This is a genomic window from Ruegeria sp. CDSB136 (genome assembly GCF_059610965.1).
In genome coordinates this window covers 341,344-367,008 of sequence record NZ_JBXWOP010000001.1, presented here as the reverse complement: position 1 = coordinate 367,008, position 25,665 = coordinate 341,344, and the positions used below count along the sequence as shown (strand labels likewise).

The 25,665-nt window shown below is 60.6% G+C and carries 28 protein-coding genes; 12 read left to right on the top strand and 16 right to left on the bottom strand.

Annotated features, from left to right (window positions below; genetic code table 11):
• Positions 1 to 19 precede the first annotated feature (19 nt).
• Complete coding sequence (locus tag AC2FIR_RS01885) at positions 20 to 913, bottom strand: fatty acid desaturase (protein ID WP_480910877.1); 894 nt, start codon at positions 911 to 913, stop codon at positions 20 to 22.
• Entirely contained in the window at positions 906 to 1,109 is a 204-nt protein-coding gene (locus AC2FIR_RS01880) for a DUF2061 domain-containing protein (RefSeq protein WP_170610965.1), read from the bottom strand. The genes AC2FIR_RS01885 and AC2FIR_RS01880 overlap by 8 nt, the downstream gene beginning before the upstream one ends.
• A 107-nt stretch (positions 1,110 to 1,216) precedes the next feature.
• Between AC2FIR_RS01880 and AC2FIR_RS01875 the strand changes: the two genes are divergently transcribed.
• Together AC2FIR_RS01875 and AC2FIR_RS01870 are read left to right on the top strand one after the other, a co-directional pair.
• Positions 1,217 to 2,095, top strand: a complete 879-nt coding sequence (locus tag AC2FIR_RS01875; RefSeq protein WP_480910879.1) for a helix-turn-helix domain-containing protein — start codon at positions 1,217 to 1,219, stop codon at positions 2,093 to 2,095.
• Between the two features lie 80 nt (positions 2,096 to 2,175).
• On the top strand, positions 2,176 to 2,358 hold the full coding sequence (locus AC2FIR_RS01870) for a hypothetical protein (RefSeq protein ID WP_170610632.1): 183 nt from the start codon (positions 2,176 to 2,178) through the stop codon (positions 2,356 to 2,358).
• 3 nt (positions 2,359 to 2,361) lie between these two features.
• On the opposite strand, the gene AC2FIR_RS01865 is transcribed toward AC2FIR_RS01870, so the two are convergent.
• The 3 genes from AC2FIR_RS01865 to bcoG form a co-directional block, all read right to left on the bottom strand.
• Positions 2,362 to 3,120, bottom strand: a complete 759-nt coding sequence (locus AC2FIR_RS01865) for an SDR family oxidoreductase (protein ID WP_480910882.1) — start codon at positions 3,118 to 3,120, stop codon at positions 2,362 to 2,364.
• Positions 3,117 to 4,580: a carnitine 3-dehydrogenase gene (locus tag AC2FIR_RS01860; RefSeq protein ID WP_496743857.1), complete on the bottom strand. Its 1,464-nt coding sequence runs from the start codon at positions 4,578 to 4,580 to the stop codon at positions 3,117 to 3,119. The genes AC2FIR_RS01865 and AC2FIR_RS01860 overlap by 4 nt, the downstream gene beginning before the upstream one ends.
• Positions 4,581 to 4,667: 87 nt before the next feature.
• A complete protein-coding gene (bcoG, locus tag AC2FIR_RS01855; protein WP_170619157.1) occupies positions 4,668 to 5,585 on the bottom strand; it encodes a 3-dehydrocarnitine:acetyl-CoA trimethylamine transferase BcoG in 918 nt (305 codons plus the stop codon).
• A 131-nt stretch (positions 5,586 to 5,716) separates the two neighbouring features.
• Here bcoG and AC2FIR_RS01850 point away from each other — a divergent pair, with 131 nt between their 5' ends.
• Positions 5,717 to 6,703 (top strand): GlxA family transcriptional regulator, encoded by a 987-nt coding sequence (locus tag AC2FIR_RS01850; protein WP_496743855.1) that lies wholly within the window; start codon positions 5,717 to 5,719, stop codon positions 6,701 to 6,703.
• Positions 6,704 to 6,777: 74 nt separating this feature from the next.
• On the opposite strand, the gene AC2FIR_RS01845 is transcribed toward AC2FIR_RS01850, so the two are convergent.
• From AC2FIR_RS01845 to AC2FIR_RS01835, 3 genes are read right to left on the bottom strand one after another with little or no spacing between them, the layout of a single operon-like run.
• Positions 6,778 to 7,824 (bottom strand): aldo/keto reductase, encoded by a 1,047-nt coding sequence (locus tag AC2FIR_RS01845; protein WP_496743853.1) that lies wholly within the window; start codon positions 7,822 to 7,824, stop codon positions 6,778 to 6,780.
• A 29-nt stretch (positions 7,825 to 7,853) separates the two neighbouring features.
• Positions 7,854 to 8,312 (bottom strand): DNA polymerase III subunit chi, encoded by a 459-nt coding sequence (locus AC2FIR_RS01840; RefSeq protein ID WP_496743851.1) that lies wholly within the window; start codon positions 8,310 to 8,312, stop codon positions 7,854 to 7,856.
• 4 nt (positions 8,313 to 8,316) lie between these two features.
• The gene (locus AC2FIR_RS01835) at positions 8,317 to 9,783 is read right to left on the bottom strand and encodes a leucyl aminopeptidase (RefSeq protein WP_496743849.1); all 1,467 of its coding nucleotides are present in this window, start codon (positions 9,781 to 9,783) and stop codon (positions 8,317 to 8,319) included.
• A 229-nt stretch (positions 9,784 to 10,012) separates the two neighbouring features.
• Between AC2FIR_RS01835 and lptG the strand changes: the two genes are divergently transcribed.
• The 5 genes from lptG (at position 10,013) to rsmA (ending at position 16,408) form a co-directional block, all read left to right on the top strand.
• Entirely contained in the window at positions 10,013 to 11,113 is a 1,101-nt protein-coding gene (gene lptG / locus AC2FIR_RS01830; protein ID WP_170610609.1) for an LPS export ABC transporter permease LptG, read from the top strand.
• A complete protein-coding gene (locus AC2FIR_RS01825) occupies positions 11,113 to 13,275 on the top strand; it encodes an LPS-assembly protein LptD (RefSeq protein ID WP_496743847.1) in 2,163 nt (720 codons plus the stop codon). Before lptG ends, AC2FIR_RS01825 begins: the two co-directional genes overlap by 1 nt.
• Entirely contained in the window at positions 13,266 to 14,519 is a 1,254-nt protein-coding gene (locus tag AC2FIR_RS01820) for a peptidylprolyl isomerase (RefSeq protein ID WP_496743845.1), read from the top strand. The genes AC2FIR_RS01825 and AC2FIR_RS01820 overlap by 10 nt, the downstream gene beginning before the upstream one ends.
• On the top strand, positions 14,516 to 15,481 hold the full coding sequence (gene pdxA, locus AC2FIR_RS01815; RefSeq protein WP_496743843.1) for a 4-hydroxythreonine-4-phosphate dehydrogenase PdxA: 966 nt from the start codon (positions 14,516 to 14,518) through the stop codon (positions 15,479 to 15,481). Before AC2FIR_RS01820 ends, pdxA begins: the two co-directional genes overlap by 4 nt.
• Before the next feature lie 84 nt (positions 15,482 to 15,565).
• On the top strand, positions 15,566 to 16,408 hold the full coding sequence (gene rsmA / locus AC2FIR_RS01810; RefSeq protein WP_496743841.1) for a 16S rRNA (adenine(1518)-N(6)/adenine(1519)-N(6))-dimethyltransferase RsmA: 843 nt from the start codon (positions 15,566 to 15,568) through the stop codon (positions 16,406 to 16,408).
• Positions 16,409 to 16,460: 52 nt separating this feature from the next.
• Here rsmA and AC2FIR_RS01805 read toward each other — a convergent pair whose 3' ends face one another.
• The 3 genes from AC2FIR_RS01805 to prfA form a co-directional block, all read right to left on the bottom strand.
• Complete coding sequence (locus tag AC2FIR_RS01805) at positions 16,461 to 17,048, bottom strand: DUF4167 domain-containing protein (RefSeq protein ID WP_480811686.1); 588 nt, start codon at positions 17,046 to 17,048, stop codon at positions 16,461 to 16,463.
• A gap of 239 nt (positions 17,049 to 17,287) precedes the next feature.
• Positions 17,288 to 18,133: a peptide chain release factor N(5)-glutamine methyltransferase gene (gene prmC / locus AC2FIR_RS01800; RefSeq protein ID WP_496743838.1), complete on the bottom strand. Its 846-nt coding sequence runs from the start codon at positions 18,131 to 18,133 to the stop codon at positions 17,288 to 17,290.
• Entirely contained in the window at positions 18,130 to 19,185 is a 1,056-nt protein-coding gene (gene prfA, locus AC2FIR_RS01795; protein ID WP_496744203.1) for a peptide chain release factor 1, read from the bottom strand. The genes prmC and prfA overlap by 4 nt, the downstream gene beginning before the upstream one ends.
• Positions 19,186 to 19,248: 63 nt before the next feature.
• Here prfA and AC2FIR_RS01790 point away from each other — a divergent pair, with 63 nt between their 5' ends.
• Positions 19,249 to 19,536 carry a hypothetical protein gene (locus tag AC2FIR_RS01790; protein WP_496743836.1) on the top strand — a complete coding sequence of 96 codons (288 nt, stop codon included), beginning with the start codon at positions 19,249 to 19,251 and terminating at the stop codon, positions 19,534 to 19,536.
• Here AC2FIR_RS01790 and AC2FIR_RS01785 read toward each other — a convergent pair.
• The 4 genes from AC2FIR_RS01785 to AC2FIR_RS01770 all read right to left on the bottom strand — a co-directional run bounded on the left by AC2FIR_RS01785 (position 19,477) and on the right by AC2FIR_RS01770 (position 23,105).
• Positions 19,477 to 19,884 carry a DUF1499 domain-containing protein gene (locus AC2FIR_RS01785; protein WP_496743834.1) on the bottom strand — a complete coding sequence of 136 codons (408 nt, stop codon included), beginning with the start codon at positions 19,882 to 19,884 and terminating at the stop codon, positions 19,477 to 19,479. The two genes, AC2FIR_RS01790 and AC2FIR_RS01785, sit on opposite strands and share 60 nt — an antisense overlap.
• A 64-nt stretch (positions 19,885 to 19,948) precedes the next feature.
• Entirely contained in the window at positions 19,949 to 20,896 is a 948-nt protein-coding gene (gene speB / locus AC2FIR_RS01780) for an agmatinase (protein ID WP_480522432.1), read from the bottom strand.
• A 64-nt stretch (positions 20,897 to 20,960) separates the two neighbouring features.
• Positions 20,961 to 21,929: an agmatinase gene (gene speB, locus AC2FIR_RS01775; protein WP_170610578.1), complete on the bottom strand. Its 969-nt coding sequence runs from the start codon at positions 21,927 to 21,929 to the stop codon at positions 20,961 to 20,963.
• A 12-nt stretch (positions 21,930 to 21,941) separates the two neighbouring features.
• Positions 21,942 to 23,105 carry a M20 aminoacylase family protein gene (locus AC2FIR_RS01770; RefSeq protein WP_496743831.1) on the bottom strand — a complete coding sequence of 388 codons (1,164 nt, stop codon included), beginning with the start codon at positions 23,103 to 23,105 and terminating at the stop codon, positions 21,942 to 21,944.
• A 66-nt stretch (positions 23,106 to 23,171) separates the two neighbouring features.
• Between AC2FIR_RS01770 and mazG the strand changes: the two genes are divergently transcribed.
• From mazG to AC2FIR_RS01755, 3 genes are all read left to right on the top strand, one after another.
• The gene (gene mazG, locus AC2FIR_RS01765; protein WP_170610572.1) at positions 23,172 to 24,029 is read left to right on the top strand and encodes a nucleoside triphosphate pyrophosphohydrolase; all 858 of its coding nucleotides are present in this window, start codon (positions 23,172 to 23,174) and stop codon (positions 24,027 to 24,029) included.
• A gap of 64 nt (positions 24,030 to 24,093) precedes the next feature.
• Positions 24,094 to 25,035 (top strand): nucleoside hydrolase, encoded by a 942-nt coding sequence (locus AC2FIR_RS01760; protein WP_496743829.1) that lies wholly within the window; start codon positions 24,094 to 24,096, stop codon positions 25,033 to 25,035.
• Positions 25,032 to 25,481: a GNAT family N-acetyltransferase gene (locus AC2FIR_RS01755; RefSeq protein ID WP_170610566.1), complete on the top strand. Its 450-nt coding sequence runs from the start codon at positions 25,032 to 25,034 to the stop codon at positions 25,479 to 25,481. The genes AC2FIR_RS01760 and AC2FIR_RS01755 overlap by 4 nt, the downstream gene beginning before the upstream one ends.
• Here the strand turns inward: AC2FIR_RS01755 and AC2FIR_RS01750 are convergent.
• The gene (locus tag AC2FIR_RS01750) at positions 25,478 to 25,645 is read right to left on the bottom strand and encodes a hypothetical protein (protein ID WP_170610563.1); all 168 of its coding nucleotides are present in this window, start codon (positions 25,643 to 25,645) and stop codon (positions 25,478 to 25,480) included. The genes AC2FIR_RS01755 and AC2FIR_RS01750 overlap by 4 nt on opposite strands.
• Positions 25,646 to 25,665: the final 20 nt, after the last annotated feature.

Genomic DNA, 25,665 nt, shown 5'->3' with positions numbered 1-25,665 from the left:
CTTCCCTTTTGTCCTTAAATCAACCCTTTGGCCAGAGAGGATGCGCCACCGGATCTTTGGCGCTCCAGAAATACTGACGGAAGATTTGTCCGTAAGAACGATAGACATAAGCCTCGTTGCAGGCCAGATACCGTTCCTTGTTATTCCGGTAAAGCGCAGGCAGCTGATACCACGGTGTGCCCGGGTTCATATGATGAACGACGTGCAGGTTGTTGTTCAGAAACAGAAAAGCCAACGGACCGCGATCTTCGACGATAACGGTTCGGGCCCGCGATTTCTCATGCGCGCGATGCTCCAGAAAAGTGCGGATCTTTACCAGTGCCAGCCCAATATAGGCCGAAATGACAAACGCCCAGACCGGCATGGCAGACGCAGCAGCAATCCACAACACCACGGCCACCCCGGGCAGATGCAATGCCCATGCCAGCAGAATGGCCGGATCGCCGCGCAGCGCCCCGCGCAACTCATCGCGAAAGAATGCGGTCTGGCCAATCAGAGGACCCAGAACCATGCGGCCCAGAAGCGTGTTGTTGGCGCTGTAAACCAGCTTTTGCCAGCCGGCCAAAGACTCCCATACCTTGGGGTCCAGATAATTGGTTTCGGGGTCATCATAGGGGTCGGTCAGTGCCGCATCACGATGATGCGCAAGATGCATATCCCGGAACCGGTTATATGGAATGAACAATGTCAGCGGCAGCGCCATTAGCGCCTCGTTCACCCATTTGGTTCGAAACGGATGGCCATGCAAAGCCTCATGAGTCAGGGAAGAATGCAGTGCAGATATGACCCCCATTGCCGGGATGGCCAACCAAAGGCTCCAAGACGCCACGAAGAAGACTGTCAGCAACCACGCCCCGTAACAAGCAAGAATCAATGCGAAAGTGCGCCACTCGGGACCGGAACGCTCAGACATCACGCCCCCATGTGATGCCGGCCCAGACACGTTCGTAAATCACATACAGGGTCAGTCCGATGGCTGTGTTGATGATTGCCAGCGTACCGCCAACTGCCGCCGATCCGGTTGCGATCAACCCGACCAGCGTCATCATTGCCAGCCCCATCGCATTCCAAACCACAGCCTTCACGACTGATCTGCGCCGTGTCTCCATTCCGTCACCCATAGTCTTGTTATGTTTCAAGATTTATCGGCAACAGAGGGGCGTGAGAATTCTGAATATGATTAACAAAACTCATCAAACGTGATATTTATTATCATATGCAGGAAAAAATCGACAAACGAGATCGCGCTGCGCAGTTTCGTCTGCGTCTGGCCCGCGCCATGGAAGAGCGCGGTGTCAGTCAAAGCGCACTGGCCCGGGGAATCGGTGTGGACCGATCCACAGTTTCACAGCTTTTGGCCGACGCGGGCGCCCGGTTACCAAATGCACATGTCGTTGGCAGTTGCGCTTCGGCGCTTGGTGTTTCTGCGGACTGGCTGCTCAGCCTCTCCAACCGCCCCGAAAGCGCGGCAGAGCTGCTGGCCAGTTCCCTGACAATGGCCGAAGCCCCCCGCGCCCTGGTTGATGAGCGTATCTTTGAGTGGCATCAGGAAGCGGCGGGATACAAGATCCGCTATGTCCCGGCCACCCTGCCCGACATGCTGAAAACCCGCGCCGTTCTGGAATGGGAATACGCCCCCCATCTGGGTCGTACGGCCGATCAGGCGATCGGTGCGTCTGCCGACCGGCTCGCGTGGATGCGCAGTGCGCAATCGGACTATGAGATCGCGATGCCGCTTTATGAAATCCACAGTTTTGCCCATGGCACGGGCTACTATCAGGATCTGCCTTTGCAGGTCCGGCTGGATCAGATCGATCACCTGCTGGAACTCTGCGAATTGCTCTATCCACGATTGCGCATCTATCTGTTTGATGCCAAACGACTTTATTCCGCACCAGTCACGATATTCGGCCCCCTTCTGTGCGTTTTCTACGCCGGCAGCCATTACATGGCTTTCCGCGATCGGGACCGGGTCGAGGTTTTCACCCGCCATTTCGATACCCTGATCCGCGAGGCCGACCTGACCGCCCGCGATTTTCCGGATCATCTGCGGCAATTCAGGTCAGCGATCTCAGGTCCATCTCAGACGCAGTGATGCAGTCTGGCAGTTCCTGTGTTATGGTGCCTTCGCGCGAACGTTTGGGACATCCGATCACAAGACGGAGGACTACAGGAATGGACGCACTGAAAACGGCAGAATACGCACGCGCCCTATATACCGCGCACGGCGACCGGGCCGAGGCAGAAGCCGCTCAGAAAATGCGCGAATGCGAAGCTTCCGGCAACACACAGGAAGCTCAGGACTGGCAGGCCGTGCGCAGCGCTATCCGTCAGTTGCGTGGCCCAAATCAGGCCTGACGCTTAGACTTTGGGGTCGGGGTTGACGGTGTGACCATCCACGGCAATCACCTGCCCTGACACCAGCCTTGCCGCATCCGAGGCGAGAAAGACCGCCATATTGGCGATATCCTGCGCCTCGACGAATCGGCCCATCGAGGTGCCCGCGGCATAGCCCTGGTAAACCTGGTCGCGCGTCATTCCTTTGGCCGCAGCCTCACGCTGCAAAACGCCCTCCATTCGGGGGCCTTCGACAGCGCCCGGGCAGATTGCATTGGCGCGAATACCATGTGGCCCCAGTTCCATCGCCAGCGTCTTCATCAACCCGATAACGGCCCATTTCGCCGCTGAATAAGGCGCGCGAAACGGATACCCATATTGTCCGGCCGTCGAAGACGTCAGGATAATGCTTCCCGCCTGCGCCGATTTCATCATCGGGACCGCATGTTTGGCTGCCAGAAATGCGCCGTCCAGATTGACCGCAACACAGGACCGCCACGCGGCCAGATCGATATCCTCGATCGCGTCAGTCGGCCCTGCGATCCCCGCATTGGCGCACAGCACGTCCAGTCCACCAGCCGCACCGGCCGCCTGAAAGACGGCGCTCATGTCGTTCTCGCTTGTCACATCCGTACAATGCGCCGTCCAGTGATCCGGCAAGGCCTGCAGCGCCGCCTGATCGATATCCGTCACCCAGACCTCATAGCCCGCTGCGTCAAACGCATCGGCCATGGCACGACCGACGCCCGCGGCGCCGGCCGTGACCAGAACCCGCCGGGTCATGACGGTTTCCGAATGGCTACACCCGCACCTTCGGGGTATGGCAGTTCAGCCTGCGCGGCGGCAATTCGCGCCATCGCATCCTCGATTTCGGCCGAAGGCGCGCTGGGGCGGCGGGTTTCCAGGCTGACATGCAGCAAAAAGCTCTCACCCGTTGCCAGCAGCTTGTCGCCCTCGTACATGCTGTGGAAAACGTGCAGCTTCTTGCCCTGACCCAACAGCATCTGCGTGCGCACTTCGATCTTTGCGCCCGCATGGACTTCGTCGATATAGCGAAGGTGGTTCTCAGCGGTGAAATAGCTGCCGCCCGAGGCGATGTAATCCGCGTCACAGCCAATGATCTCCATGAACCGGTCAGTCGCCGCAGCAAAAGCCTCGAGGTATTTGGCCTCGTTCATGTGACCGTTGTAATCGGTCCAGTCCAGCGGCACCGCCCGCGACAGGGTCAGGATCGGCTGGCTCAGATCCGCCTGTTCCAGAATCGGCAGCGCGCCGGGCCGCAGCATTGCGTCATGCTGGTTCAGCACCGCACCTGCCCCGTAATTCTGCAGCTTCAGCGCCCGCATCATCCCGACAAGGTTGTTGTCGCGGATACGCTCCAGTTCGCGGATCGAGTGCATCCCGGATTGTGCATCGGACTGTTCGGCGATCATATCGACAAGTTCATCGGTAAATTCCGGCACGTCCATCAGCTTGGTCCAGGGCCATTGCAGGGCTGGCCCGAACTGCGCCATGAAATGCCGCATCCCGGCCTCGCCCCCGGCCACGCGATAGGTTTCGAACAGCCCCATTTGCGCCCAGCGGATGCCAAAGCCCATACGGATCGCCTCATCGATCTCTTCCGTGGTCGCAATGCCATCCTTGACCAGCCACAGCGCCTCACGCCAGACGGCCTCGAGAAACCGGTCTGCAATATGCGCGTCGATCTCTTTCTTGACATGCAGCGGGAAGAATCCGACCGACGTGAGCATTTCCTTGGCCTTTGCAACAAGCTCGGGCGCGTTCTTCTCGGTCGGCACCAGTTCGATCAACGGCAGCAGATACACCGGATTGAACGGGTGCGTCACGACGATCTGTTCGGGGCGCAGTGCGCCTTCCTGCAACTCCGAAGGCTTGAAGCCGCTGGTCGAGGACCCAATGATCGCGCCCGGATCACACGCCTCCTGCAACCCCTTGTAAACCTTCAATTTCAGCTCCAGCCGCTCGGGCACGCTTTCTTGAATCCAGTCCGCACCCCTGACGGCATCGGCCATATCCTCGTGAAAGCTCAGCGTCCCTTCGGCCGGCAAAGGCACATCGCTGAGACCGGGCAACGAGCGACGCGCATTGTCCAGCACTTCCCCAATTTTGCGCTCGGCTTCCGGGTCCGGGTCGAACACCCGAACATCCCAGCCATTCAGCAGAAACCGTGCGGCCCATCCGCCGCCGATTACACCACCACCAATGATCGCCGCTGTTTTCATGTCATCCTGCCAGTTGAACGCGCATATTTCATCTTTTTCTAAATACTCCGGGGGTTTGGGGGCTGGCCCCCAAGTACCGCTCCGTTCTCACTTCGCTACCGGAGCCCGCTTGACCAGCCCAAGCTTTTCACGCACTTCCTGCGGTCCGATCACCCGTGCACCCATGTTTTCGATGATGTTGCCCGCGCGCTCCACCAACTGCCAGTTCTCGGCAAGCACGCCTTTCTCCAGCCACAGATTGTCTTCCAGCCCGACGCGTACATTGCCGCCCGCCAAAACCGAGGCGGCAACAAACGGCATCTCGTTTCGTCCCAGCGAGAACGCGCTGAAGGTCCAGTCATCCGGCACATTGTTCACCATCGCCATGAATGTGTTCAGATCGTCCGGCGCGCCCCACGGGACGCCCATGCACAGCTGGACCAGGGCGTTGGGTTCCAGAATACCTTCCTTGACCAGTTGCTTGGCAAACCACAGATGGCCGGTGTCAAACGCCTCGATTTCCGGCTTCACGCCCAGGTCCGTCATCATCTTGCCCATCGCGCGCAACGCACCGGGCGTGTTTGTCATGACGTAATCGGCTTCGGCAAAGTTCATGGTGCCGCAGTCCAGCGTGCAGATTTCCGGCAGACACTCTGCAACATGCGCCACACGCTCGGACGCACCGATCATGTCCGTTGCGGCTTCATTGACAGGGAACGGGTTCTCAATCCCGCCAAACACGATGTCTCCGCCCATGCCGGCGGTCAGGTTCAGGACCGCATCAACCTCGGCATCGCGAATGCGGTCGGTGACCTCGCGATAAAGGGCCAGGTCACGCGATGGTGCGCCAGTTTCCGGGTCGCGCACGTGGCAATGCACCACCGCTGCGCCAGCCTTGGCAGCGGCAATCGCACTTTCGGCGATCTGCTTGGGCGAGCGCGGCACATGCGGGCTGCGATCCTGCGTCCCGCCCGATCCGGTGACAGCACAGGTGATGAAGACTTCGCGGTTCATTTCCAGAGGCATTGCGTTTTCCCCAAGTTATACCCGGATTCACCTTGGGTTTTCCCCAGGCTTTTCCCCGGATTCTGATTTGCGTTGCTGCCGACTCTGACGCAGCCTTGGGAAAACACTTGCCATAATGCGAATCGAACTTGATGAAATCCGCAAAAAACATACTTCAGCCCGAACATCACGCCCTAAAAACGGCGGTACTTGTGCTGGGCGAATGCAACACGCTCAGCTTCGCTTCGGCCGTTGATCCAATGCGCGCGGCCAACCGTCTGGCAGACCGCCCGGCCTTTGACTGGGATTACGTCACCGCAACGGCTGAACCTGCAATGCTAACCAGCGCCCTGCAGGTGCCCGGGATCCCCCTGGCCCGGCTGCAAAGCTGCGAGTTGATGATTGTCGTCGCCGGGTTCCAGCTCGCCCGCCATGCCACGCCCAGTCTGCTGGCTGGCCTGCGCCGCATTGCCGGCACCGGCGCCACCATGGCCGGTATCGATGGCGGACCGTGGCTGCTGGCCGAAGCCGGTCTGCTCAACGGCCACCCTGCCACAACGCATTGGGAAGACCTCAGCAGCTTCGCCGCGCGGTTCCCTGAAGTCGACGTCCGCCCGGACCGTTTCACCGTGTCAGAAGGCCGCCTGACTTCGGGTGGTGCGATTCCCGCAGTCGAGATGATGCTTCACGTCATAGCCGCCCGCCATGGCGCGGGCTTCGCCGCGCGCGTATCGGGCCTGTTCCTCTACGAAGGCGCGCCGCAACCTTCGAAACCCCAAAGCCGCACCGGCGCACCGCATCGCCATTCTGCCCTGACCGCCCGCGCCAATTCGCTGATGGAATCCTCGCTCGACGAACCACTGCCGCTGGCCTATATCGCCGACCGTCTGGGCACCAGTCCCCGCACCCTGCAACAACAGTTCCGTCTGCGCCTGAACACCACGCCGCAGGACCACTACCTGCAATTGCGCCTGGCCGAGGCGCGCCGCCTTGTTACCGACACGGACATGCCACTGATGGATGTGGCCCTGGCCACCGGCTTCGCCTCACAATCCAGCTTTGCCCGCGCCTTCCGTACGGCCCACGGCCTCTCGGCCCGTGACCTGAGGCAAGACCGGACCCAGCCCACGCATCACTGACCAAAACTGACCAAACCAGTCAATTGTTCAGAAAGACCTCGAGGAAGACACTGCTGGCGACGGGGGCTGCGCCCCTAGAACGGCATCGGATGGGCCCGGTGCGCTTGATTTATCTCGGCCAGAACGTCCGTCGACAATTCAAGATCGGCACCGCGCAGAATATGCTCCAGCTGCACGACGCTCGTGGCCCCGAAGATGGCTGACATCATGAAAGGTCGGGTCCGGCACCAGGCCAGCGCCATGTGAACCGGGTCCAACCCGTGGCGATCCGCGATCTCGAGGTAGGCCGTCACTGCGTCAAAGACACGCGCGGACTTGCGTCCCCCCATTGCGGGCACCAGCGACATGCGCGATCCGGCCGGCACGGCCCCATTCTGGTATTTGCCAGTCAGGAACCCTGCGGCCAAAGGGGAAAATGCCATCAGGCCCACATCCTCGTGTACGCTCAACTCGCCCAGGTCGGTGTCGAAGTGGCGGCAGAGCAGCGAATACTCGTTTTGTACAGACGCGACCCGTGGCGCGCCTGTCTGTTCGGCCAGCCGCAGCCACTGTGCCGTGCCCCAGGCGCTTTCGTTCGACAGGCCGAATGCGCGGATATTGCCCTTGTCCACCTGCGCCTGCAGTGCCAAAAGGCACTCCTGCATGTTCTCCAGAACTTCTCCGGTATTCTGCCCCGATGGCGCATAATCCCAGTTCTGCCGAAACATGTAGCTGCCGCGATTGGGCCAGTGAAACTGATAGAGGTCGATGCAATCCGTTTGCAACCGCCGCAGCGAGCCTTCGATGGCCTCGGGGATGGTCTGCCCGGTGATTGGCGCGCCGTCGCGGGCGTGGGCAAACCCCGCGCCGGAATGCTTGGTGGCCAACACATAGTCGCCCCGTCGTGACCGGTTTGCGGTATTCCAGTTACCAAGAATTTCCTCGGTCCGCCCGACCGTTTCCTTCGAGACCGGGTTTACCGGATACATCTCGGCCGCATCCACAAAATTGACCCCGGCATCCAACGCCAGGTCGATCTGCGCATGCCCCTCGGGTTCTGAAGTTTGCGTGCCAAACGTCATCGTGCCCAGACACAGGTCCGACACCATGATGCCCGTACGGCCCAGAGGCTTGGTTTTCATCCGTCACTCTCCTGACTTGTTTTCGAAAATCAGGCCTCGGCCTTCTTTTCCCACCGCCCCGACGCCTCGGACCAGTATTGCGCCGAGCATCCTGCTGCGGTCAGCGCTTTCCACTGCCCCCGTGCGTGCTGAACGGCCTGTTCGTCGTTGCCATCGAACAGGATGCACACCCGTTCCAACTCGGCAACCTCGTCGGCCTCGACCGGCGCGCCATCCACCGCCATCACACAGGATGGGTCATTTGCGGCATCCGCCGTGGTGGTCAGCAGGATGGGCTGTGCCGCGTCATGCGGCCCGCCTTCCCGACCATGCGGCAGGAACCCCTCCTCGGGGCCAAGCCACAGTTTTTCATCCAGCCAGTCCATCCGCGCGGGATCGGTCCCCCGCACGGCAATCCGCCACCCGGCCTGCCGCGCCTTTTCAAGCAGCACCGACAGGGTCTGCTCCAAAGGCTGCCGGGTCAGGTGATAGAAATAGACAGCCCCCATCCGATTACTCGAAATTGTCTTGCACGAACCGGCTCAGTGCGCGCACGCCCCAGCCCGTGGCCCCCTTGGGAGCGTAAGACGTCTCGGTTGAAACCGAGGCAACACCGGCAATGTCCAGATGAATCCACGGCGTCTCTTCCTTGACAAACCGTTGCAGGAACTGCGCCGCAGTGATTGAACCCGCAGGCCGTCCGCCCACGTTTTTCATATCCGCAATGCGTGATTTCAACTGTTTGTCATAGGCCTCGCCCAGCGGCAGCCGCCACGCGCCCTCATCCTCGGCCCCGGCAGATTTCAGGAACGCATCGCAGAACGTGTCGTTGTTCGAGAATACACCGGCATTTTCATGTCCAAGACCGATGATGATCGCACCTGTCAACGTGGCCAGATCGACCATGCCAACGGGCCGGAACCGTTCCTGCGCGTACCACATCACATCACACAGAACCAACCGCCCCTCGGCGTCGGTATTGATGATCTCGACCGTATCGCCCTTCATCGAGGTGATCACGTCACCGGGCCGCGTGGCATTGCCCGAGGGCATGTTTTCGACCAGCCCCACCAGCCCGACGACATTGGCCTTTGCTTTGCGTTTTGCCAGCGCCCGCATGGTGCCCGCCACAACGCCCGCGCCGCCCATGTCCATCGTCATGTCTTCCATGCCACCGGCGGGCTTCAACGAAATGCCGCCCGTGTCGAACACGACGCCCTTGCCGACCAGCGCCAGCGGCGCATCGTCCTTGTCGCCCCCGTTCCACTGCATCACCACCACTTTCGAAGGGCTGTCGGACCCCTGTCCGACGCTCAGCAATGTGCGCATTCCCAACTCGGCCAGCTTGTCTTCTTCAAGAACCTCGACCTCGAGCCCCAGCGCCTCCATCTCTTTCAGACGATCGGCGAACTCGGTTGTGGTCAATACGTTGGCAGGTTCGTTGGTCAGGTCACGGGTCATCCGCACGCCGTCGGCCACGGCATAAAGCGGCGCAAAGGCGGCCTCGACCTCGTCATGCTTGCCGTGGCTGATGGTGACGGTGCCAGGTTCCTCCGCGTCCTTGGTCTTGTGCGCATCGAAATCGTAACTGCGCAACGCGATACCCATGGCCAGATCTTCGCACCGCAGCTGATTGGCCGCCATCACCAGCAGATCCTTGCCCCCTGCCAGCTTGGCGAGTGCCGCACCCGCCTTGCGCGCCTCGGCCCGCTCGGGCCGGCGCGGCAGAACCAGAACATCCAGCGCTTCCGCTGCCATCCCGCCCGGCCAGCCCAGCGAGATGACGTCCCCGGTTTTGGCCTTGCCGAACTTCTCGCTTTCAACCAGTCGCGCAACCGCACCACGTGTCAGGCGATTGGCGCGGCGGGCGGCTGGGCCCATTTTCCCCTCTGACGTGATGATGATCGCCACGCGCCCCTCGGCCTGCGCCATTGCATCCACATCGAAGGCCTGAAAACGGACCGGAACCAGACTGCTCATTGCAAACTCCTCAAAATCTGTTCCCCAAGACCTAGCCCGCACCGCGCGGCTTGACCAGATAGCAGTTTTCCCCAGCCATCATTTGCATTAAAGTCCCGCAAAAAGAACCGACAGGCATCAGGGGACAAGACTTGGCACCAAACGGCAGGCACAAGCCGTCGCGCAGAAAATCACGTTCCGGCAAATTCGGCCCGGCCCCTTGCTTTTTCGGGCTGATGAGGGCGTTGTCGTGATCCTCGACCGCTATTTCGCCCGCAGATTCCTGCAAAGTTTTCTGGTCATTGGCGGCATTTTTCTGACACTGATGATTCTGATCGATCTGATCGAACAGATCCGCCGTTTTGACGATTCCAACCTGTCTTTTGGGCGCCTGCTTCAGCTGACTTTGCTGAACACGCCTGCGGCCATCAGCGAGATGTTGCCTTTGCTGATCATTCTGTCGACCATTGCCCTGTTCATTGGCCTGGCCCGCAGTTCAGAACTGGTTGTGACCCGTGCAACCGGGCGGTCCGGCATCCGCGCTCTGGCTGCGCCGGTCGTTCTGGCGCTGATTATCGGAGCTCTGGCCGTGGCCCTGCTGAACCCGATCGCTGCGGCAACGTCCGAAGAATACCGGCGTCTGGCGGACAGCTACCGTAACGACGGCCGTTCGACCCTGTCCATCAGCCGTGATGGCCTGTGGCTGCGGCAAGGGGCGGAGGACGGGCAATCGGTCATTCACGCGCAGGGCACCGAGAATGACGACATCCTGCATCTGACTGGTGTCACGATCATCACCTTTGGTCAAAACGGCAAACCGACACAACAGATCATTGCAGACGAAGCCCGGCTGGAAGATGGCAGATGGGTCCTGCAGGACGCCAAGATCTGGTCCCTAAAAGATGACGAAAACCCCGAATTGAATGCGGTGACGCATGACCGGCTGGACCTGCCCACGTCTCTGACCCGGCAACGCATCCTGGATTCGCTGGGTCAGCAGGACTCGGTCTCAGTCTATGATCTGCCGCAACTGATCAACGATCTGGGAGAGGCCGGGTTTTCGACAAAGCAATATGAGGTCTGGCTGCAATCCGAGCTCGCGCGGCCCTTCTTTCTGGTCTCGATGGTCCTCATCGGCGCCGCCTTTACCATGCGCCACGTGCGTTTCGGCGGCACAGGCATCGCTGTGCTGACCGCCGTACTACTGGGCTTTGCCATGTATTTCATCCGTAATTTTGCACAAATCCTGGGGGAAAACGGACAATTGCCGGTCTACGTCTCGGCCTGGGCGCCACCCTTTGCGGCGCTGCTTTTGTCGCTGGGCCTGTTGCTGCACGCGGAGGACGGCTGATGCGGCACTTGCTACCCTTGTTGCTGTCCGGTGCGCTGATCCACAGCGCGCCAGCTATCGCCACAGCGCAGTCCGCGCCTGTACCAGATGCCGGACAAGCGGCTGAATCGCAGGACCTTCCGGCCCTTCTGGTCGCAGACAAGATCTTTATCACTCCGGATCGCAAGCTGATCGCCGAAGGCAATGTCGAGGCGTTTCAGGGCGACATCAAACTGACGGCCAGCAGCATCATCTATGATCGTGAAACCGGTTCGCTCGAACTGCAGGGTCCGATCCGGATCGATCAGGAGGGCCGCACCACGATTCTTGCCGATTCGGCAGAACTGGACAACGGTATCCAGAATGGTCTTTTGATCGGCGCGCGTATGGTGTTCGACCAACAGACCCAGATCGCCTCGGTCGAGGCGCGCCGCGCCGCTGGTCGATACACGCAACTCAGCAAGGTCTCGGCCACGTCCTGCCATGTTTGTGCCAACGGTCGTGCGCCACTGTGGCAGATTCGCGCCCGCAAGGTCACGCACGACCAGTTGGAGCGGCAGTTGTATTTCGAAGGCGCACAGTTCCGTGTGCTGGATTTCCCTGTCTTCTACTTTCCGTATTTGCGCCTGCCGGATCCAACACTGGAACGCGCGACAGGGTTTCTTGTACCGTCCATTCGAACCACATCGCAGCTTGGGACCGGCGTTCAGGTGCCGTATTTCTTCAAGCTCGGTGACCACAAGGACCTGACCCTGACCCCTTACCTGTCTTCGGGCACACGAACGCTGGGCTACCGGTACCGGCAAGCGTTCAAAACAGGCCGCATCAACATCGAAGGGGCCTACACGCGCGACGACATACAGCCGAACCAGGATCGCGGCTATCTGTTCGCAAATGGCTTTTTTCTCTTGAAGAACGACTTCCGGTTCCTGTTCAGCATCAACACCACGTCTGACGACGGCTATCTGGCGGATTACGGCCTGCCCAATTATGACCGCCTGCGCAGCGAAGTCGCGCTTGAGCGGATCAAACGGGATACGGCCTTCAGGACCAGCCTGATCCACTACAAAACGCTACGTGACAGCGAAGATCAGGATGAAATCCCGTCGCGGATTTTCGACCTGAACTACCAGAAACGATACTTCCCCCAAAGTGTTGGAGGCGAAGTCCGCCTGTCTTTTCTCAGCCATGCATACGAGCGTACCAGCGATGCCGATGTCACCGGGCGCGATGTGGCGCGCGCCACCGTTGACGCCGAGTGGCTGCGCAGCTGGATATTCGCCACCGGATTACGGGCTGACGCTCAGTTCGGTGCGTCGGTGGACAGGTTCAACATCCGGCACGACAGCAATTTCGCAGATAACGTCAACCGGCTCACTCCTCGTGCGGCAATGACGCTGCGCTATCCGATGCAGCGCCGCGAAGCATCCGGTGCCTCGCAGGTGCTGGAACCCATCGCTCAGGTCGGGTGGACCCATGTGTCGACCAATGACGTGCCGATTGACGAAAGTACATTTCAGGAATTCGATCAGGGTGATCTGCTTTCCCTGTCCCGCTTTCCCGCAGTCGATCGCCGTGAAGACGGACCGACCGGCGTTGTGGGCGTCAACTGGGCGCGGTACGGCATCAATGGCTCACGTGCATTGGCAACGATAGGTCAGGTTTTCCGCGCCGATGCCGACCCGGCCTTCAACCTGACATCCGGTCTTCAGGGCACGTCTTCCGATTTGCTGATTGCCGGGCAGGTAGACACGGTCAAGGGCTGGTCCATTGGCGGGCGCGGCCTGATCAACGGCGATTTCAGCTTTGCAAAAGCCGAACTGCGTGGTCAATGGGCGCGCGGTGACGATGCAATCGTCGGCAGCTATGTCTGGCAGGAGCCGGACCCGGACGAGAACGTGGATGACGAAATCTCAGAATTCTGGGTGAACGGGCGCTACAGAATAGACGAGAACTGGTTGACCCGCGCCGAGGCGCGCTATGACCTCAGCGAAGACGAACCGATCCGGTACGGGTTTGGGCTGACCTATCAGAACGAATGTGTTCAGGTTAACATGAGCGTCAGCCGACGCTTCACATCAACATCAAGTATTGAGCCTTCGACGGAATTCGGGTTTACCGTTGCCCTGACAGGTTACGCCATCGACGGCGGCGGTAAGAAGTACAAAAGATCATGCAGCTGATATCAGGTTTCTCAAGGTTTATTCGTTCCGGCTGGATCAGGCGGGCCATTCCGGCGCTTGCTGCCGCGGTCATCACGCTCGCAGCCGGGCAGATCTCGGCCCAAAGCCTGTTCTCGCCGGCGATCCGCGTCAACCAGGACATCATCACCTGGTACGAGTTGCAGCAACGCCAGCAATTGCTGACCGTTCTGGGCGTTCCCGGCAGTTCAGACCAAGAGGTGCGCGAAGCCTTGATCGAAGACAGCCTGCGCAACCAGGCCTTGCGGGATGCCGGCATCACGGCAACACCCGAAGACATTGAGGTCGGTATCGACGAATTCGCATCCCGCGGTCAGCTGTCGTCCGACGAATTCCTCAATGCCCTCAAAAATGAAGGGGTCGATCGCGAAACCGTGCGGGATCTGGTCGCCAACCAGCTGGCTTGGCGCGAGTTCATCAGCACACGCTTTCTTTCCCAATCCCGCCCTTCGGAAGACGAGATCAACCGCGCACTGGGACAAGGCGGCAATGGCGGCCTGCAGGTTCTGCTGTCTGAAATCATCATCCCGGTGACCCCGCAAACTCTGCCTCAGGCCCAGGTCCTGGCTGACGAAATCTCGAAACTCGAAGGCTATGACGCCTTCTCCGCCGCCGCCACACAGTACTCAGCCGCCGCTACCCGTGATAATGGCGGCAGGCTGGAATGGCTGGGCCTGACCGACCTGCCCCCGGCCCTGCAACCGGTGCTTCTGGGCCTCAAGAACGGCGAAATCACCGCGCCGCTGTCGCTGCCCAATGCTGTCGCCCTGTTCCAGATGCGCGGCGTTCGCGAGGTTTCGACCGCCGCGCCCCGTTATTCCGAGATCGACTATGCCGCGTATTACCTGCCCGGCGGGCGCAGCGCGGAAACCCTGGCCCGGGCCAACAGGCTGAAGGAAGAGATCGACACCTGCGACGACCTTTATGGCATCGCGAAGGATCAGCCGGCTGCAGCACTGGATCGTGTCTCTGCGGCCCCGTCGGAAATCCCGCGCGATGTTGCGCTGGAACTGGCCAAGCTGGACAACAACGAGGTGTCGACAACGCTCACCCGCAACAACGGGCAGACCCTGATGTTCCTGATGCTGTGCACCCGCACTCTGGACAGGGGCGAGGACACGACGCGCCAGGACATTGCGAATGCCCTGACCCAGCAGCGCCTGCAAGCCTTTGCCGACAGTCTTCTGGAACAGATGAAGGCCGATGCCACCATCATCTCGCAATGACCGCACCTATTGCGCTCAGTTGCGGGGAACCGGCCGGGATCAGCCCTGAAATCGCCGCTGGCGCATGGTCCCAATTGCGCGGCGCCTGCCCGTTTTTCTATATCGGCGAGGCTGCACACCTGCCCAAAGGCACCCCGATCCGAAAAATAAGCGCACCATCGCAGGCGCAAGCCGTCAGCGCCGAGGCCCTGCCTGTGCTGCACATGGAATTTCCCGCGCCCAACCGACCGGGCCATCCCGATCCGGACAATGCGCCGTCGATCATCGATGCCATTGAACTGGGCGTCAACCTCGTGCGCTCGGGCGAGGCTTCGGCGCTGTGCACCGCGCCCATTCACAAAAAGGCCCTGATCGACGGGGCCGGGTTTTCCTTCCCCGGTCATACCGAGTTTCTGGCGGCCCTCGCCGGTCAGGAACGCGCGGTGATGATGCTGGCCAGTTCCAATCTGCGCGTCGTGCCCGCCACGATCCACATCCCGCTGTCCCGCGTGCCGTCCGAACTGACGCCAGATTTGTTGCGCGACACCATTGCCATCACGGCTGACGGTCTGCGCCGTCAATTCGGCATCGCACACCCCCGTATCGCGGTGGCGGGCCTCAATCCACATGCTGGCGAAGGCGGCAAAATGGGAATGGAAGAACTGGACTGGATCGCGCCGCTTCTGAAAGACCTGCCAACCAACGGCTACACCGTCACCGGCCCCCATCCGGCCGACACGATGTTCCACGCCGCCGCCCGCGCCCGATACGATGCCGCAATCGCCATGTATCACGATCAGGCCCTGATCCCGATCAAGACACTGGATTTTGACAAGGGCGTAAACGTAACGCTGGGCCTGCCCTTCATACGCACGTCGCCTGACCACGGCACCGCACTGGACATCGCCGGAAAAGGAATCGCCAATCCCACAAGCCTGATCGAGGCCCTGAAACTTGCCCAACAGATGGCACAAACCCCTTGATCCTTCACCTGGTCGAAAATATCCCCGCCGGAGGCAAAAAATCTCTGGCGCTTACCCACCAACCCGCGCCACGGTAGTCGGATCATGAGCGCAATCGACACCCTCCCCCCTCTGCGCGAGGTCATCGCGACACATCAGCTCTCGGCCCGTAAGTCGCTGGGTCAGAACTTTCTGCTCGACCTGAACCTGACCGCGAAGATCGCCCGTCAGGCCGGGGATCTGGCCCAATGCGATGTGCTGGAAATCGGCCCGGGCCCCGGCGGACTGACCCGTGGACTGCTGTCCGAAGGCGCGCGCAAGGTCGTCGCGGTCGAAAAAGATACGCGCTGTATCGCCGCCCTGAACGACATCGCTGCCGCCTATCCCGGCAAGCTTGAGGTGATCAATGGCGACGCTCTGGAAATCGACCCTCTGACCCATCTGACCCCGCCGATTCGCATCGCGGCCAACCTGCCCTACAATGTCGGCACCGAACTGCTGGTGCGGTGGCTCACACCGCCCGAATGGCCGCCGTTCTGGCAAAGCCTGACTCTGATGTTCCAGCGCGAAGTGGCCGAGCGTATCGTCGCCCAACCCGGAAGCAAGGCCTATGGCCGCCTCGCTATCCTGGCCCAGTGGCGGGCCGAGGCGCGTATCGCCATGTCCCTGCCGCCCGGCGCGTTTACTCCGCCGCCCAAGGTTTCAAGCGCAGTTGTCCACCTGACCGCCCTGCCCGAGCCGCGTTACCCGGCAAATGCCGCAACACTGTCCCGCGTGGTCGCCGCCGCATTCAACCAGCGCCGTAAGATGCTGCGCGCCTCGCTGAAAGGCGTGGCCCCGGATATCGAGGATCGTCTGCTGGCTGCTGGTATCCAGCCCACGGAACGGGCCGAACAGGTCCCTCTGGAAGCCTTCTGCGCGCTGGCGCGTGAAGTTTCCAAAGGCTGAAACAAAAAACCCCGGGCGTAACCCGGGGATTCTTCTCAACCGATACGAGCGCTTACTCAGCCGCTTCCGGCGCGTCGCCTTCACTTGAAGGCGCTTCATCCGCTGTTGCAGGCGCGGCCTTGGGCTTGCGGCCCCTTGGCTTGCGCGCGGGTTTTTCCTTTTTCTCGGGCGTTTCGGCGACCGGCGCATCCTCTTTGCTTTCCGGCGTCTCGACCAGACCCGATTCCGGCGTTGCCTCCTCAGAACCGAAATCCATCACGTCGGGCTGCGGCGCCTCGGCCGGGTCTGCCTGGCGGGCAGCTTCACGTTCCTGACGTTCGGCGCGTTCGCGATCGCGTTCGGCCTGGCGCTCGCGATTCTGGCGCTCCTGCTCTTCGCGGCGCGCATCAATCTCGCGCTGCGCTTCGCTCAGCATGCGCAGATAATGCTCGGCGTGCTGCTGGAAATTTTCGGCCGCCACGCGGTCGTTGGACAACTGAGCGTCACGCGCCAGCTGATTGTACTTATCAATGATTTGTTGCGGCGTGCCACGCACCTTGCCCTCGGGGCCTGAACTGTCGAAAACCCGGTTTACGACGTTACCACCAGAAGGGCGATTGCGGTTATTCTTGGCCCGCGAGCGGGATTTTGAAGATCTCATCTTATTTTACGTCAGCCTTGTCATTCGCTGTCGATCAACCCGTACCTTACGCTGCTCAGAGGCTTGTCCCGTACCGCGTCATCGACTTTTTTGGGCTTGGCGTCAGGGGTGCGCTGCAAAAGCGCCAGCCTCGCTGACTACTCTGAGTAAGCATGTCCTGCCCGCGCAGACAAGGGGTTTATCGGATATTTCGCAGCTTTTTTACTTTCGCAGGCGCATTTCAGCCTCAGTTTTCGGGCCTAACCGGGCATTCTTGCGACAATTACCCGATCCCGCCCGTCCAGATCGGGAATGACACGAATTTCAGCCAGTCCGGCGGCATCAAACAACGCGGACACATAGTTGGCCTGCGTCGGTCCGATTTCGACCAGAAGACGCCCGCCCCGCGACAGACAATCAGGGGCCGATGACGCGATCCGACGATACGCATCTAGCCCGTCGCCCTCATCTGTCAACGCTAGTCGCGGTTCATGTTCGCGTACTTCGGGGGAAAGTTCCTCCATTTCGGAAAGCGAGATATAAGGCGGGTTCGAAACGATTAGGTCAAACATGCCATCAACCGCACCAAACCAGTCGGAATGCCAGACATCGATGCGGGCCTGCACCTGATGCTGCACCGCATTGGCGCTGGCCTGCAAACAGGCGGCTTCGCTGAGGTCGACACCAACCCCGGTTGCGCTGCGCCGCTCGGCCAGCAGCGTGATCAGAATGCACCCGGACCCGACCCCCAGATCCAACACCCGGTCAAAAGGTTCGCTCAGGGCCGCTTCGATCAATATTTCCGTTTCGGGGCGCGGGTCCAGAACGTCACGGCTGACGCGAAACCGGCGGCCGTAAAACTCGCGCTCACCCAACAGGTGCGAGACCGGAACGCGTATGGCCCGAAGCGAGATCAGCTGGTCATAGCGCTCGGCGATATCCGGCGACAACTCCTCGGGCGCGATCAGAGTGACCCGGCTGGCTTCGATCCGGGCCGCATGAGCAAGCAACAGCCGCGCGTCCCGCGCCGGATCTTCAACGCCTGCCGCGCGCAGCCGGGCAGTTGCCGCCACCATCGCCTGCGCCGCAGTCTGCGCCCCGGTCATTGCGCCATCTCGGCCAGAAGCCGCGCCTGATCATCTGCGGTCAGCGCATCGATCACCTCGTCCAGATCGCCCTGCATCACCTGATCCAGCTTGTACAGAGTCAGATTGATACGGTGATCCGTCATGCGACCTTGGGGGAAATTATAGGTCCTGATCCGCTCGGACCGGTCGCCCGAGCCGACCTGACTGGCCCGATCCGCCGAACGCTCGCTGTCGATTCGCTGCCGCTCCAGATCGTAAAGCCGCGTTTTCAGCACCTGCATCGCAATCTCGCGGTTGCGGTGCTGGGATTTCTCGGAACTGGTTACCACGATGCCGCTGGGCAGGTGGGTGATCCGTACGGCCGAGTCGGTGGTGTTCACGTGCTGACCACCAGCACCGGAAGACCGCATCGTGTCGATGCGGATGTCACCCGCGTCAATCTGGATATCCACGTCCTCAGCCTCGGGCAAAACAGCCACCGTCGCCGCCGAGGTGTGAATACGCCCGCCGCTTTCGGTTTCAGGAACCCGCTGAACCCGATGCACACCGGATTCGTATTTCATGCGCGCAAAGACGTTATCCCCCTTGATATGGGCCACCACTTCCTTGATCCCGCCCAGATCGGAGGCTTGCTCCTCAATGATCTCGAACTGCCAGCCCCGCGCTTCGGCATAGCGCTGATACATGCGCAGCAGGTCTCCGGCGAACAAAGCGGCCTCATCCCCGCCTGTACCGGGGCGGATTTCCAACATCGCCGGGCGCGCATCCGCTGCGTCCCGCGGCAACAACGCCAGTTGTAACGCGTGCTCTGCGTCGGGAATACGTGCCTGCAACGCCGGGATTTCCTCCTCGGCCAGTTCTTTCATGTCGGGGTCGGCCAGCATCACCTTTGCCTCGGCCAGATCGGCCACGAGCTGTCTCCAGGCCATGATCTGATCAACCACCGGCTTGAGGTCAGAATATTCCTTGGCCAATGCCGCAATATCGCCACCCGACGCGCCATCTGCCATGGCCGCTTCGAGGTACTGGAATCGCTGAGTTATCTGTTCAAGGCGTTCTTCGGGGATCATGCGCGGGGTGTCTATCATCCGGGGGCTTTGGTCAAGGGCAAGCCTTGTGCTAAGCTGTTAATCATGAAACGGATCGTGCTTGTTCTTGCCCTCTGCGCGGCACCTGCCATGGCCGATGTGGTCGGCCCCGGCGGCAAGGTTCAGGATTGTTATTGCACCGATAAGTCCGGCACCCGAGTCGAACTTGGAGAGATGATCTGCCTGCAGGTCGATGGCCGCATGTTCATGGCCCAATGCCAGATGTCACTGAACGTCCCCATGTGGCGCGAGGTGCAAGAGGGGTGCCTGTCCTCAGGGCTGCAACAAAGCCAACCAACGGTCGACACGAACCCGGTTTACCCCAAAATCTGAACGCCCGAACCGCAATCTGCCGTGAATGCGCAGGATGTCCCCGTCTTGCTGTGCCGTTGTGTAATCGGGAAACCCTAATGTCGGTGTTCGGGTGACATATGTCACCATTCCATCACCAACCGACCCAGCCAAAACCGTTGTCCGTGGAGCGGCCCTTGCAATGGTATCGAAACGCGCCAACCCTTCCGGACCGGTTTCAACCACACGCACCACGCCGCCTTTCATGTTCCGGTCCGTGTTACCAACCGGGGCGACATGCCATGTCACGGGATCGGACGGAGCCAGCCGAATGAAAGCCGCCAGTCCAACCAACAGTGCAACACAAAGCCACAGCACCATCTTTGTCATCCCGATCCCAACCCTTTGACAAACCCTAGCCGGATCGCGATGCGGGGCAATATGCGACCCCCGGTTATCGTGACGTCACTCCGGGCAGGATGCAGATCAATTCAAACAACAGGTTCGCCGCTGTCAGCGCCGTGTTGCCGGACGGATCGTAGGGCGGCGAAACCTCGACCAGATCGCAGCCCACGACATTCATGCCGCCAAGCGCATGGATCAGTTGAAGCGCCTGCGGTGTGGTTAGCCCCGCAATCTCGGGTGTCCCGGTGCCGGGCGCATAGGCCGGGTCCAGACTGTCAATGTCGTAGGTGATGTAAACCGGATGATCCCCTACAGACTTGCGGATAAGCGAGCCGATCTCGGTCAGGTTCTGCTGCCACAGTTCCCAGGCCGGATATTGGCGGAAACCCCATCCCTTCGCTTCAGTGAAATCGCTGGCGGCGTAGCCGGACCCGCGAATTCCGATCTGAAAGGTCTTGTCGGGAATGATCAGCCCCTCTTCGTAGGCGCGGCGGAAGACGGTGCCATGGGTCTCACGCTCGCCAAACATTTCGTCATTCACGTCCGCATGGGCATCCACATGCACCAGGGCGACCGAACCGTGCTTTGCCGCAATCGCGCGCAGGATCGGCAGGGTGATCGAATGATCGCCCCCCATCGCCACCGGGGTCACGTTCTGCGCCAGAATGCCGTCATAGCTGTCCTTGATGATCGTCAGACTGTCAGCCAGCGAAAACGTATTGATCGCCAGATCGCCGATATCGGCAATCTGCAAACTGTCAAACGGCGCGGCGAATGTCGCCATGTTATAGGGCCGGATCATCGCGCTTTCACTTCGGATCTGTTTCGGCCCGAACCGCGTGCCCGACCGCCACGAGGTGCCGATATCCATTGGAATACCCAAAACCGCCACATCCAGCCCCTCAAGCGAGGCCGCCTGCGGCAGGCGCATGAACGTGTTCGGCCCGGAAAACCGGGCCAGATCATTGCCGCTGATCGGTTGGTTGAAATCTGCCATGCCTGTTGTCCCTTCTGCCCGGTCATACAATCAAGCAAATACCGGAAGTATGACTAACCAAATGTTAAACCGGAGCCAGCTTGTTCCAGCCCAGCAGGCAAATGATCTGCGTCGCCACATGCGCCCCGGCAATCGCAGTGGCGCCGGAGGTGTCGAACGGAGGCGAAACCTCGACCACATCGCCGCCCTTGATGTTGATCCCGGCGATGTCGCGCAGAATGATCTGCGTCTGGATCGAGGTCAGCCCGCCCCAGACAGGCGTCCCGGTGCCGGGGGCAAAGGCAGGGTCCAGCCCATCAATGTCAAAGCTCAGGTAAACGGGACTGTCGCCCAGAATACCCTTGATCTTCTGCGCCACGGCGGCAGGGCCGGACTCATACACTTCGCGCGCGTCGATGATGTTGACGCCCAGCGTATCCTCGTTGTGTGTGCGAATCCCCACCTGAACCGAGCGTTTCGGGTCCACGATCCCGGATTTCACCGCCTTGTAGAACATCGTGCCGTGGTCCACGCGGGACATGTCGTCATCGGCCCAGGTGTCCGTGTGCGCATCGAATTGCAGCAGCGATATCGGCCCGTATTTCTCGGCATAGGCCTTCAGGATTGGAAAACTGATGTAGTGGTCCCCGCCCAGCGTGACCGAGGCGACATTCGCCTCCAGAATGGTGCGGATGTGATCGGTCAGCGTGTCGGGAAAGGCCGGGATGTTGGCATAGTCGTAGGCCATGTCGCCATAGTCGACGATGGCCAGTTCGCTGAGCGCATCAAAGGGCCAGCCATAAGGCGCATCGGGCGATTGCAGGGCGCTGGCCTCGCGGATCGCGCGGGGGCCCAGACGGGTGCCGGGGCGGTTGGTGACGGCCTGATCAAAAGGTACGCCTGTCACGGCGATGTCAACTCCGCTCAGATCCTTGGTATACAGCCGCCGCAGGAACGAGGTCGCGCCCCCGAACGTGTTCTCGTAGGACAACCCCTTGAGGTCGGGATTGGTGAACGCCTCATCCACTTGGTTTTTTGCGTCTTCCAGTGCCATGTCTTCTCCCTGTCAGCCCAGCGGCTGCGCCTTTTCCACGATCCGGGCAAAGAATGAGGCCCCGACCGGTGCGATGTCGTCGTTGAAGTTGTATTTCGGGTGATGCAATCCTGCACCTTCACCCTGTCCCAGAAACAGATATGCGCCGGGACGTGCCTGCAGCATATAGGAAAAATCCTCGGCCCCCATCTCGCGCCCGCTATCGGCCGTGACCCGGTCATCGCCGGAAACCTCGCGGGCGACTTCAGCCGCAAATACCGCCTTGGCGTCATCGTTAACCGTGGCTGGGTAACTGACGTCATAGTCCAGCCGCGCTTCGACACCGTAGGATACCGCCTGCCCCTGCACGATCTGCTCCATCCGCTCCATCACCATCTTCTGCACATTGGGATCAAAGGTGCGCACGGTGCCGTTTATATAGGCCGTGTCGGGAATCACGTTGTTCACGGTTCCGGTATGAATCTGCGTGACCGAAACCACCAGATCATCCAACGCGTAGTTATTGCGGCTGACGATGGTCTGGATCGCCTGCGCGATACCGCAGGCCGCCATCACCGGATCGCGGGTTTCATGCGGCATCGCGCCATGGCCGCCCCTGCCCTGTATATGCACCTCGAACGTGTCGACCGCCGCCATGATCGGGCCGGGCGTTGTGTGGAACGCCCCTTCGGCAATGCCCGGCGCGTTGTGCAGCGCATAGACCTGCGAGATGTCAAACCGGTCCATGATGCCTTCTTCCACCATCACGCCGGCCCCGCCGCCTTCTTCCTCGGCGGGCTGAAAGATCAGCGCAACCCGCCCCCGGAAATTCCGTGTCTCGGCCAGATACCGCGCGGCCCCCAGCAACATGGTCGTGTGCCCATCATGGCCGCAGGCATGCATCTTGCCCGGATTCGTCGAGGCATAGGCGACACCCGTCTCCTCCGTGATCGGCAGCGCATCCATGTCCGCACGCAGGCCAATGGTCGGCCCTTCACCCTGCCCGTTGATGATGGCGACCATGCCGGTTTTGGCGATCCCTTCGTGCAGTTCATCCACGCCGAACTCGCGCAGACGGTCCGCAACAAAAGCGGCAGTTTCATGGCATTCGAACTCCAGTTCCGGGATTTTATGCAGGTGCTGGCGCCATGCGGCCATATCGGCAGAGAAATCGGCAATTCGGTTGACGACGGGCATCGGGGGTGGACTCCTGATCCAAGCTGCGGGATGGATGCATCTGACACCGGAACAAGGGGCTTCGCAATGGCTGAAAATCCGCTGATCACCGACTCTGACGCTGGGATCGAGCGCTTGCTGGAAATCATGCGCCGCCTGCGCGACCCCGAATCGGGCTGTCCGTGGGATATCGAACAGGATTTCGCGACCATCGCCCCCTACACGATCGAAGAAGCCTACGAGGTCGCTGACGCCATCGAACGTGAGGCGTATGACGAGCTGAAGGGCGAGTTGGGAGACCTGCTGTTTCAATCCGTCTTTCACGCGCAAATGGCTGAAGAGGCTGGGCATTTCACCTTTCAGGACGTGGTTCGCACCATGTCCGACAAGATGGTCGACCGCCACCCGCATGTGTTCGGCGACGAGTCCCGCGATAAATCCGCCGAACAACAGACAGCGGACTGGGAAACCATCAAGGCGGCAGAGCGTGCAGGCAAGAAACAGAAAGGCGCGTTGGACGGGGTTGCGGCCAACCTGCCTGCCCTGCTGCGTGCCCATAAACTGCAAAAACGCGCCGCCCGGGTCGGATTTGATTGGCCCGATGCCAGCCACGTGTTGGCCAAGATCACGGAAGAGGCCGCTGAACTGGAAGAGGCGCGCGACAGCATGGATGCCGACGCGCTCGAGGACGAATTCGGTGATCTGCTGTTCGTGATCGTCAACCTTGGCCGCCACTTAGGCATCGAACCCGAGGCCGCCCTGCGCCGCACAAACGCCAAGTTCACCCGCCGCTTCGAAAAGGTCGAAGCCCGGCTGGCCGAACGCGGTAAGACGCCCACCCAAAGTGATCTGGCCGAGATGGATGCGCTGTGGGACGAGGTGAAAATCGAGGAACACCGCGCCAATGGCAAACTCCCGCCGGTGAGCGCAACAAACGGGGCCTGAAACAACTGGACAAGACACGCTCAGCTTGTCAGTGTCCGACCTTCACCACCCCCGGAGGCAGAGCATGACCGCCCGCAAGATCATAATCGACACCGATCCCGGACAGGACGATGCCGTCGCCATCCTGTTGGCGTTGGCCAGCCCCGAAGAGGTCGAGGTTCTGGGCATCACCGCCGTCGCCGGAAACGTGCCGCTGGAACTGACGGCCAAGAATGCGCGTATCGTCTGCGAACTGGCTGGTCACACCGAAGTGCCCGTTTATGCCGGATGCGACCGCCCGCTGAACCGCCCTCTGATCACTGCGGAACATGTGCACGGTAAAACCGGCTTGGACGGCCCGGTTCTGCCCGACCCGCAGATGCCGCTGGCGCAAGGCCACGCGGTCGATTTTATCATCGATACCCTGCGTACACAGGCACCGGGTACCGTGACGCTTTGCCCGCTGGGTCCGCTGACCAATATCGCAACGGCGTTTCAGAAGGCCCCCGACATTGTCGACCGCGTTCAGGAAATTGTCCTGATGGGCGGGGCTTATTTTGAGGTCGGAAACATCACCCCAACAGCAGAATTCAACATTCACGTCGATCCGGAAGCTGCTGATATCGTGTTCAAATCCAGAAGGCCTATCGTCGTCATGCCGCTGGATGTCACTCACAAGGCACTTGTCACCAGACCCCGAAATGACGCCTTCCGTGCGCTCGGCAACAAGGTCGGCATCGCCGTGGCCGAAATGACTGATTTCTTCGAGCGGTTCGACATGAACAAATACGGCAGCGAAGGCGCTCCGCTGCACGATCCCTGCGTCACCGCCTATCTGATCCGTCCCGACCTGTTCAGCGGGCGTCACATCAATATCGAGATTGAAACCCATTCGGAACTGACCATGGGCATGACCGTCGCAGATTGGTGGGGCGTCACCGACCGCGCACCAAACGCCACATTCATGGGCGATCTGGACGCTGATGGTTTCTTTGCACTGCTTACAGAAAGGCTGGCCCGGCTATGACCGCAGCACTCCGCCTCGCCCGACCGGACGACCTGGACCGCCTGATGACGCTGGTTTCCGCATTCCATGCCGAGACCGGAATTGAACAGGATGCCGACCAGCGGCGCGAAGCTCTGCGTCCCCTTCTGGAAGGAATCCCGCATGGGTGCATCTACCTGATTGGCCCCGGCCGGGCTCCGCTGGGCTATATCATCCTGACTTTCGGGTGGTCGGTCGAGTTCGGCGGCATGGACGGCTTTGTCGATGAAATCTACATCCGCCCGGCCGTGCGTGGCCGCGGTATCGCTTCCGAAGTGCTGCACGATCTGCCCAAAGCCCTTGCCGAGGCCGGAGTGACGGCCCTGCATCTGGAAGTCGATCGCACCAATGACGCTGCGCAAAAACTCTATCTGCGCAGCGGCTTCAAGGCCCGCGACCGCTATATGCTGATGAGCAGAACGCTCTAGCGGCTTTCCCCGCGGAAGATCACATCGGGGTTATACATTTCCTGAACCGGGTCATCCTGAGACACCTGCATCCCTGTGATCGGGTAGGTATCGGGTCCTGCGCAGGCCGCAAGGAAGGATACGGACAGGGCCGAAACCATCAGAAGGAATTTTGATACAGACATCGTGAGCTCCTTTCTGCAAT

Bases quoted from the DNA above. Each gene is read 5' to 3' on its own strand.
- prfA (WP_496744203.1), bottom strand. From the start codon at position 19,185: ATGATCCCCGAAGAACGCCTTGAACAGATAACTCAGCGATTCCAGTAC.
- AC2FIR_RS01840 (WP_496743851.1), bottom strand. From the start codon at position 8,312: ATGGGGGCTGTCTATTTCTATCACCTGACCCGGCAGCCTTTGGAGCAG.
- AC2FIR_RS01850 (WP_496743855.1), top strand. From the start codon at position 5,717: ATGAAATCCGCAAAAAACATACTTCAGCCCGAACATCACGCCCTAAAA.
- AC2FIR_RS01860 (WP_496743857.1), bottom strand. From the start codon at position 4,580: ATGAAAACAGCGGCGATCATTGGTGGTGGTGTAATCGGCGGCGGATGG.
- AC2FIR_RS01820 (WP_496743845.1), top strand. From the start codon at position 13,266: ATGCAGCTGATATCAGGTTTCTCAAGGTTTATTCGTTCCGGCTGGATC.
- prmC (WP_496743838.1), bottom strand. From the start codon at position 18,133: ATGACCGGGGCGCAGACTGCGGCGCAGGCGATGGTGGCGGCAACTGCC.
- bcoG (WP_170619157.1), bottom strand. From the start codon at position 5,585: ATGCCTCTGGAAATGAACCGCGAAGTCTTCATCACCTGTGCTGTCACC.
- AC2FIR_RS01880 (WP_170610965.1), bottom strand. From the start codon at position 1,109: ATGGAGACACGGCGCAGATCAGTCGTGAAGGCTGTGGTTTGGAATGCG.
- AC2FIR_RS01805 (WP_480811686.1), bottom strand. From the start codon at position 17,048: ATGAGATCTTCAAAATCCCGCTCGCGGGCCAAGAATAACCGCAATCGC.
- speB (WP_480522432.1), bottom strand. From the start codon at position 20,896: ATGGCAGATTTCAACCAACCGATCAGCGGCAATGATCTGGCCCGGTTT.
- AC2FIR_RS01790 (WP_496743836.1), top strand. From the start codon at position 19,249: ATGAAACGGATCGTGCTTGTTCTTGCCCTCTGCGCGGCACCTGCCATG.
- rsmA (WP_496743841.1), top strand. From the start codon at position 15,566: ATGAGCGCAATCGACACCCTCCCCCCTCTGCGCGAGGTCATCGCGACA.
- AC2FIR_RS01865 (WP_480910882.1), bottom strand. From the start codon at position 3,120: ATGACCCGGCGGGTTCTGGTCACGGCCGGCGCCGCGGGCGTCGGTCGT.
- AC2FIR_RS01750 (WP_170610563.1), bottom strand. From the start codon at position 25,645: ATGTCTGTATCAAAATTCCTTCTGATGGTTTCGGCCCTGTCCGTATCC.
- AC2FIR_RS01785 (WP_496743834.1), bottom strand. From the start codon at position 19,884: ATGACAAAGATGGTGCTGTGGCTTTGTGTTGCACTGTTGGTTGGACTG.
- mazG (WP_170610572.1), top strand. From the start codon at position 23,172: ATGGCTGAAAATCCGCTGATCACCGACTCTGACGCTGGGATCGAGCGC.
- AC2FIR_RS01885 (WP_480910877.1), bottom strand. From the start codon at position 913: ATGTCTGAGCGTTCCGGTCCCGAGTGGCGCACTTTCGCATTGATTCTT.
- AC2FIR_RS01845 (WP_496743853.1), bottom strand. From the start codon at position 7,824: ATGAAAACCAAGCCTCTGGGCCGTACGGGCATCATGGTGTCGGACCTG.
- pdxA (WP_496743843.1), top strand. From the start codon at position 14,516: ATGACCGCACCTATTGCGCTCAGTTGCGGGGAACCGGCCGGGATCAGC.
- AC2FIR_RS01825 (WP_496743847.1), top strand. From the start codon at position 11,113: ATGCGGCACTTGCTACCCTTGTTGCTGTCCGGTGCGCTGATCCACAGC.
- AC2FIR_RS01870 (WP_170610632.1), top strand. From the start codon at position 2,176: ATGGACGCACTGAAAACGGCAGAATACGCACGCGCCCTATATACCGCG.
- AC2FIR_RS01760 (WP_496743829.1), top strand. From the start codon at position 24,094: ATGACCGCCCGCAAGATCATAATCGACACCGATCCCGGACAGGACGAT.
- AC2FIR_RS01875 (WP_480910879.1), top strand. From the start codon at position 1,217: ATGCAGGAAAAAATCGACAAACGAGATCGCGCTGCGCAGTTTCGTCTG.
- AC2FIR_RS01770 (WP_496743831.1), bottom strand. From the start codon at position 23,105: ATGCCCGTCGTCAACCGAATTGCCGATTTCTCTGCCGATATGGCCGCA.
- AC2FIR_RS01755 (WP_170610566.1), top strand. From the start codon at position 25,032: ATGACCGCAGCACTCCGCCTCGCCCGACCGGACGACCTGGACCGCCTG.
- AC2FIR_RS01835 (WP_496743849.1), bottom strand. From the start codon at position 9,783: ATGAGCAGTCTGGTTCCGGTCCGTTTTCAGGCCTTCGATGTGGATGCA.
- speB (WP_170610578.1), bottom strand. From the start codon at position 21,929: ATGGCACTGGAAGACGCAAAAAACCAAGTGGATGAGGCGTTCACCAAT.